We start from the raw sequence: 10,315 nt of genomic DNA on the forward strand, positions 1-10,315 counted from the left end.
ACGATAAGGCAAGGCTCAATTTTCGCGACAAAGGGCAGCAAGTCTTTGCGTCTAAGCATTTTCTTTTTGATTAACTTGCCCGCTTTATCGACGCCAACAGCATGAAAAACAGACTTTGCGATATCTAAACCGATTGTAGTAATCTTCATAGGTGGACCCGTCCTCTTTCTGATGAGTTTTAGCGACTACATCGTGGCCCATTGCGAGGCCGATTTAAAGTGGATGGGTCCATTCCATTATCCATGGCGATTGCGGTTATTTGCAGGCCTAGCGGGCTAAGTTAAAAATAACCAACGCAGCATAAAGTGCGTTACCCCGTGGTTAACATCAGCCGCCGGGACGGAGCGCCCAGGGCACTCCACTTCCGTGTTGCATCAATTCAAAAGGTGGCCGACATTCTGTCATTAATGCGCCTTGAATTGAAGCACCCTGTGCGCTCTGAAACTCGTATCTTCAGGTAGCTTGGGTATAGATGAAAAACAGCTTTAACTCGGGATAAATAAGTTATTCATTTGCTCAAAACCAAGGGAAATGGCTTTAGGTATTGAATCCTTATCAACGGCAATAACCGCATCTTTTGACTCTCGCTGAAACGGTTTTGCCTTAATTGAATTTAACAAAATTGGATTAAGCAAAGTGCTATAGGCCTGTAAAAATGAAGCTGGGCCAGTGGAAAAACGCTGCACACCTGCGGCAAATAACTCGCCGATATCCATCTGCTCATTCAATAGCATAAAATTCAGTGGCATATCCACAGCGGCAGACAAGCGCTTAGCGGTCTCGACCTTAATCGCGCCAGGGATAAAGCCACCATCAGCACCCGCAGCCTGATATTGAGTTAACCTATCAATAGTCATAACGACTGCGGCCTCACCACTGGCTAAACCCAGTAAATACACATCAGTTCGCGCATTAATAAATAATCCTTGGCAACGAGGATGGGCGCGAATAGCTTTAATTTTTGCCACCATATCAGCAACACTTGCACTGCCATCCTCAATATTAATTCCTGCTACGCCAAGCTCAGCGAGCTGCGCAACAAAAGCAGCAACCTCATCGGGATCTTGGCTATAACCAGATTCAATATCTATCGTCACGGGCACTCGGCTCAGCCGTAGGATATTGTTCACTACGTCCAATAAAGCCGCTTTAGGTAGCGCTTGGCCATCGGGATAACCGAGCGACCAAGCCAATGCCGCGCTACTGGTCGCAATCGCACGGGCGCCCGATGCTTGGATGATGGCCGCACTGGCGGCATCCCAAGCGTTAGTTAATATCAGCGGCTCTGATTGTTGATGTAGTGCTTTGAAAAGTATTCTAGATAGCTCAGCCATCTTATGTCCTTGTTGGTGTTGAAGGCTCAACTCTAACAAGATGGCTTAGGTAATTATCGCGGGAAACGGCACTGAACCGAAAAACCAAGCCCTCAAGGCTTGGCTATGTGAGCATTCAACTTGAGTATTCTTGGCTAACCCCAAAGTGCATTGGCAAGGATAAACACACTCGCGGAGAGCAACATAGTAATAGGTAGTGTCAGCAGCCAAGCAAGCATGATCTGCTTAATGGTTTGGATCTGAAGCCCTGAACGATTAGCCACCATGGTACCCGCAACAGCGGAAGACAAAATATGAGTCGTCGATACCGGCATCCCTGTCATACTGGCAATCCCAATAGAGACGGCAGCGGTGACCTGCGCAGCAATACCTTGGCTGTAAGTCATACTCGATGAACCAATTTTTTCCCCCACGGTATATACAATCCGCCGCCACCCCACCAACGTGCCGCAACCCAGCGCAGTAGCAATGGCAATAATCACCCAAATGGGCGCATACTCAGTAGTTCTAGTGAGATCTTTTCGCCATTTAGCCAATGAACTCAAATCCTTAGCAGGAAGATCCAATTTAGCCACTTGGCGAGCAGTATCATCGATGCACAACAATAAACGTCGCACCTCGCGTCGCTCTTCTACATCCATATCTTTGTAAGTTGAGACTTTTGCTAAGCGACGGTCAAGCAACGACATCGCCGGTAATACATTGGCAGATGAGCAATGGGCCAGCATATATTCGGGAACGTTGACTAAGGCTTTAAAGTCGATAACATCCGCGATAACGGCTTGGTTACGGTCATAAATCGCCATAATGCGACGATTAGCATCTTGAGTTCTTTCTAAATCATAGGGTTGACTGCCCATGTCCAAGGCAAAATAAGCCGGTGCCATACAAATCAGCACTAGCATCACTAAACCTATCCCCTTCTGTCCATCGTTAGAACCATGGGCGAAACTCACCCCCATAGCGGAGATAATTAAACTCGCCCTTGCCCAAAATGGAGGGTGTTTTTTACCATTAATCTGCATCTGCTCATCGGGGGTACGGTGAATTTTATGTTTCTGCCAAACGTATTTCATGATGAGCAAAAAAATCCCTGCCATCACAAACCCTAAGGTCGGCGAAATAATCAAGGACAGCATGATCTGCGTTGCTTTAGAGACATTAATGCCCTGCAAGATAGGCTGATGATTTATCCAAGCGAACGCGCCACCCACGCCCATTATCGAACCAATCAAGGTATGGGAACTCGATGCCGGAATACCAAAATACCAAGTACCTAAGTTCCAGATAATTGCCGAAAATAGCAGGGAAAACACCATCAACAAGCCTTGAATTGAGTCCATACCGAGCAAGGAGTCTACGGGTAATAAATGCACTATCGCATAGGCCACCCCTAACCCCCCTAACAGCACACCCGCAAAATTAAATAGTGCGGAGGTAACGACCGCCAGATTTGCCGGCATAGCCTTGGTATAGATCACCGTCGCCACCGCATTTGCCGTGTCGTGGAAGCCATTAATAAATTCGTATGCCAGTACAAAAAGTACGGCAAGGACTAAACCCACCGACCACGCAAAGCCTAACGTTGTGAACATTTCAAACATAAAATACTTACCCATGCCGAGAACGCCCACAGGTTACGCCCAAGTTTGGGGTCTTTTACAGTGAAAAATTGTTTAGATTGTCAAAAAGTGAATTAGCCCCCAATAACTCAGTAGCATGCTTGCAATTACAACTGGCTTGATTTTTTAGATGTCAAATGAGCGGCATTCCCCGCATCTTGTTAATCATCAAAACAAAAACGCCAGCTAAGTTAGCTGGCGTTTTAGATTAATGACTCACAAATCGCTTATTGCAGATGACCTGCATTGTGCAATTCACGATCATCCTTTGCAGGCGGATTCCACTGATACATCCAAGTCTCAGACAATGGCTGACCATCGACCTCCAAATAGACTCTCAGGTTAATCGGCTCAGTCCCGTCTCCGGGTGGCACTACGTCAAACATAGCGCGGTAACCATTAATGGACGCTAAAGGACGGGCTGATTCAATTTCCACTTTGCCTTCAGATGCTGTGATCACGGCTTTAACTTGAGTATCTTTACCTATCATAGGTAAGGTGCCGCCCGCGAAATCAACCACAAAACGCTTACTGTAGTATTTGCGTTTCTGGCCAACTACGCCGCCAATCCCAGTGAAGGTATCGACAACCCGAGCACGGGGTGATTGAACCGGTGGAATGCCACCCCAGTACATGTTGTAGCTGTATAGCAGCTCTTGACCAGGAACAATCGGCTCAGCAGGATTCCAGAAAGCCACTATATTATCAAAGGTTTCATCCAGTGTTGGAATTTCAACCAACTGCACTGAACCTTTACCCCAACTGCTGGTTGGTTCAATCCATAGGCTTGGGCGTTTATCATAAAACACGCCATCGTCCTGATAATGATCGAAGTTACGATCACGTTGCAGTAAGCCAAAACCTTTTGGATTTTCATCGCTATAGGCATTGAATCGCAGGTTTTCAGGGTTACCTAGCGGACGCCAAATCCATTCACCATTGCCCGTGTGCATGGCTAAACCATCGGTATCATGGATTTCTGGACGCCAGTCATAACCGGTGCGGCGATCGTTCTCACCCACCATAAACATACTGGTCAGTGGCGCAACGCCTAAACGTTCAATCGCTTTACGTGGATAAACGGCCACATCCACCTTCATTTTTAAACGTTCACCTGGTTCAATATCAAAACGATAAGCCCCCGTGACACTCGGAGAGTCTAGCAAGGCATACACAGTGGTGATATTCGATCCTGGTTTAGGTTTTTCTAACCAGAAATTGGTGAACATTGGAAACTCTTCGGGTTTTGGCAGTGCAGTATCAACCGCTAAGCCACGAGCCGACAAACCGTACTGCATTTCTTGACCCACTGCGCGGAAATAACTAGCGCCAAGGAAGGCAACAATGTCACGCTGCCAATCGGTATTAAATTGCATACGGAAACCCGCAAAACCAAGATCCTTAGGCAACTGACTACCTTTGACCTTTGACTTGCCATAATCGAACATTGAAGGTGAATATTCGATTAACTTAGCCTTACCCTCATTTAGCTCATAAATATGGATAGGGGTATCAAAAAACAGCCCAAGATGGAACAGTTCGGCACGAAACTCCGAATCTTGATCACGCCATAGTGCGGCTTTCTTCTTGAAGTGGAATTGTTGGTAATCATCCCAACTCATGCCCTGAAGGCTTTTAGGTAATTCGCCTTTATGACTCTCATAGGGTTGTGCCGCCATAGTACGGGCATAACCCTTTAGCCAAGCGTAACTAAACTCTTCACCTTCTTGTGGTGACGCCTGCTTACCTGCCGCACATGCTGAAAGACTCAGCAATACGCTACAGGTTAACAATACGCCGCCAACCATACGCTGCAAACGGCCGCGACGAGAGGAGGATTGGGCTTCAATCGAGGGTAGTGTCACCCTCGATTCTTGATAAACGTTTCTTTGTTCGGGAAATAAATTGGGTTGCATAAGCAGACTCTGAATTGGTGTAACTTCCTGACACTTCCCTGCAAATCTGACTCAATTGCAGCGATGGCCCTGTGGAGAACTGTTGATGACAGAGGTAACAATACAGCGATCAGCAACAATTCGCCAGAATCTAGCATACTTTCTGTCGAATGGAATATGGCATGCTAGCTATTTTCAATCTTGAGGCCTATTTATGAAAATATGATTAAAAAATTCCGTTATTAACTGAATTTACGCCCATAAAAACCTCACTGCCAGCAAGAAGACCGTCGACTTAATACCTGAAGATAAAGTGCACCTTCGGCATAGGTTAACTATCTGCTCAGCGTGTTAACTCTAAGAGATAATACGCCAGCCCGCAAAATCGGTTTATGGCCTTAAAATCATACAAGTCGCCGTAGCAGTGGCGAGCAGTTTTCCATCCTGTGTTTTTAGCGTACCTTCCGAAATGCCTAAAGACTTAGATAAATTGATCACCTTGCCCTCAGCCACTAACACTTGATGTTTAGGCACAGGTCGAATCATTTTAATATTCAAGTCGATAGTGCCGTAACCGACACCCGCTTCAAGCAATGTATGCACGGCGCAACCTGTAACCGAATCCAATACAGTCGCGGCAAAACCACCATGAACACCGCCCAATGGGTTGAGGTGCTTATCATCGGCAGTCGCATGGAATGTCACCGTTCCTTCGTCGGCTTGAACCAGCGACATTGGCATAGTGAGAGAGATAGAAGGTGCGGGTAATTCACCCCTTGCCATTGCCTGTAAAATGGCTAAACCCGACATTTGCTGAATATTCATATTCCACCTAAATTGATGAGCGTCAAAGCACATGAATAAAAATGACCGCTTAACCACTTTGGATTAGGCGATCATTTAACTGAAAATCCACTTAAACGCTCAGTCTGCATTAACCCCAGCTGCGCCTAAATTGGGCCAATCTACTACTAAAAAGACTAATAAATATAAGCTCAGCGAAGATCGAATCTATCTAAGTTCATCACCTTAGTCCAAGCGTCGATAAAATCATCGACAAATCGCAGCTGTGCATCACTGCTCGCGTACACTTCTGCGAGTGCACGCAGCTGCGAATTAGAGCCAAAGATCAAATCAACACGACTTGCAGTCCACTTTTGCTGGCCGCTGACGCGATCAACACCCACAAACATATCCTCCGCTTTGGAAGTGGGTTTCCACGTCGTCCCCATATCGAGCAAGTTAACAAAAAAGTCATTGGTCAAAAACTCAGGACGCGCAGTCAAGACACCCGTTTTTGACTGATCAGAGTTTGTATCTAACACCCGCAGACCGCCAATAAGCACTGTCATTTCCGGCGCAGTTAAGGTCAGCAATTGTGCCCTATCGACCAATAACTCCTCCGCCGAAACAGAAAACGGAGTGGGATGATAATTTCTAAAGCCATCTGCGACAGGTTCAAGTACCGCAAAAGATTCCACATCCGTTTGTGCTTGCGTGGCATCCATACGACCTGGCGTAAATGGAATCGTCACTTCAACCCCCGCATTTCTAGCCGCTTGATCAATACCGACGCAACCTGCTAGCACAATCAAGTCGGCAAGGGAGATTATCTTACCTCCTTGATTGAACTCAGACTGAATACTCTCAAGCACTTTGAGCACCTTAGCAAGTTGCTCAGGCTGATTCACTGGCCAATCTTTTTGCGGCGCGAGGCGAATTCGCGCACCGTTCGCACCACCGCGCATATCGGAACCCCGGAAGGTCGACGCCGAGGCCCAAGCGGTTGATACAACTTCTGAAATCGTTAATCCAGAACCGATAATCTTCAGTTTAAGATCAGTAACATCCTGCTCATTAACCAGAGGATGATCAACCGCAGGAATGGGGTCTTGCCAAAGAAACGTTTCTGCAGGCACTTCAGGACCCAAATAGCGTGTGCATGGCCCCATATCTCTGTGTGTCAGCTTGTACCAAGCTTTTGCAAATACATCGGCAAACTCATCGGGATTTTCAAAGAATCGACGTGATATTTTCTCGTAATCAGGGTCGAAGATCAGTGCAAGGTCGGTGGTCAACATGGTTGGCACATGACGTTTTGAAGCATCATGCGCATCGGGGATCACCCCTTTACCCGCGCCATTTTTAGGTATCCACTGATGGGCACCCGCTGGGCTCTTAGTCAGTTCCCATTCATATCCGAATAGATTTTCAAAAAAATTGTTACTCCATTGGGTTGGTGTTGAGGTCCAAGTCACTTCGAGGCCACTGGAAATAGTATCGCCACCTTTACCGCTTTTATAGCGACTCTGCCAACCTAGCCCTTGCTGCTCAATACCTGCGGCTTCTGGCTCAGGTCCGACTAATGCTGCGTCACCTGCACCATGGGTTTTACCAAAAGTATGACCACCTGCAATCAAGGCTACGGTTTCTTCATCATTCATCGCCATACGGGCAAAGGTTTCGCGGATATCAACGGCAGCAGCGAAAGGATCTGGGTCGCCATTGGGCCCCTCAGGGTTAACATAAATCAACCCCATTTGGACTGCGGCAAGGGGATCTTCAAGATCTCGCTCTCCCGAGTAACGCTTATCGTCTAACCATTTATTTTCCGCGCCCCAGTAAATATCAGCTTCGGGTTCCCAAATATCGACTCGCCCACCAGCGAAACCTAAGGTTTTGAATCCCATAGATTCCAGCGCGACATTACCCGTGAGGATCATCAAATCGGCCCAAGAGATTTTATTGCCATATTTTTGTTTAATCGGCCAAAGGAGCCGGCGTGCTTTATCGAGGTTTACGTTATCTGGCCAGCTGTTTAACGGTGCGAAACGTTGATTACCGCTGCCCGCACCACCGCGTCCATCACCGGTACGATAGGTGCCGGCACTGTGCCATGCCATACGAATAAATAGCGGCCCATAGTGGCCAAAATCTGCAGGCCACCAGTCCTGTGAATCCGTCATTAATGCGAGGAGATCTTGCTTTACAGCAGCTAAATTGAGGGATTTAAAGGCTTCAGCATAATTGAAGTCATCACCCAAAGGATTAGATAAGGAAGAGTGTTGGTGCAGAATATCGAGCCGGAGCTGTTTAGGCCACCAATCTCGATTCGAGGTGCCACCAGCAGAATGGTGCATAGGACATTTGTTCTCAGACATAACGTGCTCTCCTTCTGTTCGCAAAAAATATTCAAGTAAATAAAATCTAAATGACTTTTGCCGCAAGTTTGTACTGCTTAACGCTCTCTACCACAGACTAATCGTTTCAATAGAGAAATAAAAACCAGTCTAACGACCTTACCTTACCTCTAGATGAAACGCGATGAATCCGCTCATTAAAAAATATTCAGCAAAAATGACCCTTTCTAAAATAAGCTATTAAAGGATAGTAGAATGATACCAATCATAAAAAAACAAGGGCTGCAAAATGCAGCCCTTGATTTTTATTGGGTAAAACTATGGGATAATTGACTATTTAACGTCTGCCACAGGTTTACGTCTATTGTGCGCAATGATCAGGGCAACTAAACAGATAACCCCGACAGCTATACCAACTGGCTGGCTCAAAGGTTGCGGTAAACCTAGGCCAATACCCGCAGTCATAATATAAGACACAGTAACGCTGGTGCCGCCAATCGCTGGTAAGCTAACAATCCAATGGAAGGTCCCGCGATCGAACAAGTACTTAGTTGCTAACCACAATACACTGGTTGATAGCAGCATATTTGAGAAGGCAAAGTAACGCCAAATCAAAGAGAAATCGATCTTCGTCATAAAGTACGCAATGGTCAGAATAGGCACTGCAACCAATAAGCGATTACGCATACTTTGCGGAATATGGAAGGCATCGATAATCGTCAAACGCAGCGAACGAAATGCGGTATCGCCAGAAGTGATAGGGAAGATAGCCACGGCCACAATCGCCATAATACCGCCCGCAACACCTAAATACGTAGTTGCCACTTGATTAACCACTAAACCTGGGCCCCCTTGGTCGAGCAAACTCTTAAGCTCAACATAACCGCCAGGGAAAGCTGCAATACCCGCCGTTGCCCATACACAAGCAACGATACCTTCAGCAACCATAGCGCCATAATACACAGGGCGAACATACTTCTCATTCGTCAAGCAACGAGCCATGATGGGCGCTTGAGTTGAATGGAAACCGCTAATCGCACCACAGGTAATAGTCACAAATAACAGTGGCCAAACAGGTAGTCCATCAGGGTTTGGTTCGAGTAACTCATTGTTGTAATGGCTGTGGTCGAAATAGGCAAACACATCCCCCATTTCAGGTAACTGCGGCGCATTGATCATTAGAGCAACGGCGATAGAAACTGTCATGACTATCATCAACAAACCAAATGCGGGATATAATTTAGTGATGATTTTATCAATCGGCAGCATAGTCGCTAAAAAGTAATAGACTAAAATCACTAACACCCAGAAGGTATTATTGCCAAAGATGGTGTCTTTAAAATAATCGAGATTACTCAGCAAACCTGCGGGGCTCATGATGAAGACCACGCCCACAAAAAACAGCAGCATAGCCGTAAACAGCAACATCACGCCTTTAAAGTAAATATTAAAGTAGTGGCCCGCAATCTCTGGCAGACTCTTACCGTCTTCTTTTATGCTGAGCACGCCAGAAAAATAATCATGTACTGCGCCGCCAATAATATTCCCCAGTACAATCCACACTAAGGCTATTGGGCCGTAAAGTGCACCGAGGATCGGGCCAAATATCGGCCCCACACCCGCGACATTGAGGAACTGGATCAGAAACGCTTTAGCCGGATGAACCGGAACGTAATCGACGCCATCTTCGAATCTCGCCTGTGGTGTAATCGCTTTAGGATCTATACCCGCTTGCCGCTCAACAAAGGGACTATAGAACTTGTATGCAAGCACTAAGAGTGCGATACAAATAAAGAAAATTAACATTATTTAATTATCCATACTTTAGTAGGAGGTGATTTAATGGAGAGTTTCATTGAGTTAGCGACTGAGGTCAAGCAACACACTATTAGACTAATGTCGGGTTGATTATCTGAAATGGCCGTACGGGTGGGTATAGATGAACAAACGCGTTAAAAAATAATCCCTATGAAGTATTCAATTTATCTGCAACAGTACTTATCATGCTAAAACTGAGTTCCTCTCATCGTCCTTATTCTATTCCACGATTTAGTAGTACTAAGCTAGTCAGTCAACCAGGGCAAGATCGTGAATATATTTTAACCGTTTTGAGCTAAATTTGACGGACGGCATCGATTATGATCTTATGCTCTCTTTTTCTTATAGAGAGCATAAGAGCATGTACCTTGAAGCCTTCACATCACATTTCAACTCGATTGCTGACAGCCGACAATCTGCCAAAGTGACTTACCCGTTACATGATGTATTGTTCGTCACTCTGTGTGGTGTGATTGCTGGCGCCGAAGGTTGGTCTGAGATCCACG

General features: G+C 46.1%; 7 protein-coding genes and 1 pseudogene. 1 reads left to right on the plus strand and 7 read right to left on the minus strand.

All coding sequences use genetic code 11. The features are described 5' to 3' along the window. The 7 genes and pseudogenes from L5M29_RS23280 to L5M29_RS23310 all read right to left on the minus strand — a co-directional run. Window positions 1-149: pseudogene (locus L5M29_RS23280) on the minus strand (IS110 family transposase); the annotation flags it as partial. A 336-nt stretch (window positions 150-485) separates the two neighbouring features. Further along, entirely contained in the window at window positions 486-1,334 is an 849-nt protein-coding gene (locus L5M29_RS23285; RefSeq protein WP_263170295.1) for an isocitrate lyase/phosphoenolpyruvate mutase family protein, read from the minus strand. 134 nt (window positions 1,335-1,468) lie between these two features. After that, entirely contained in the window at window positions 1,469-2,938 is a 1,470-nt protein-coding gene (locus tag L5M29_RS23290; protein WP_105252986.1) for an inorganic phosphate transporter, read from the minus strand. Window positions 2,939-3,183: 245 nt separating this feature from the next. Beyond that, window positions 3,184-4,872: a glucan biosynthesis protein gene (locus tag L5M29_RS23295; RefSeq protein ID WP_131524680.1), complete on the minus strand. Its 1,689-nt coding sequence runs from the start codon at window positions 4,870-4,872 to the stop codon at window positions 3,184-3,186. Window positions 4,873-5,241: 369 nt separating this feature from the next. Next, on the minus strand, window positions 5,242-5,676 hold the full coding sequence (locus L5M29_RS23300; protein WP_028761608.1) for a PaaI family thioesterase: 435 nt from the start codon (window positions 5,674-5,676) through the stop codon (window positions 5,242-5,244). Between the two features lie 170 nt (window positions 5,677-5,846). After that, window positions 5,847-8,012, minus strand: coding sequence for a catalase/peroxidase HPI (katG, locus tag L5M29_RS23305; RefSeq protein WP_263170298.1), 2,166 nt, complete (start codon window positions 8,010-8,012; stop codon window positions 5,847-5,849). Window positions 8,013-8,324: 312 nt separating this feature from the next. Continuing rightward, window positions 8,325-9,797 (minus strand): carbon starvation protein A, encoded by a 1,473-nt coding sequence (locus tag L5M29_RS23310; protein WP_263170300.1) that lies wholly within the window; start codon window positions 9,795-9,797, stop codon window positions 8,325-8,327. Between the two features lie 373 nt (window positions 9,798-10,170). On the opposite strand from L5M29_RS23310, the gene L5M29_RS23315 reads away from it, so the two are divergent. Continuing rightward, on the plus strand, window positions 10,171-10,315 hold a 145-nt coding region (locus L5M29_RS23315), incomplete at its 3' end, for a transposase family protein (RefSeq protein WP_263167883.1).

It is taken from the genome of Shewanella sp. SM95 (assembly GCF_025653595.1).
Lineage (GTDB): Bacteria > Pseudomonadota > Gammaproteobacteria > Enterobacterales > Shewanellaceae > Shewanella > Shewanella oncorhynchi.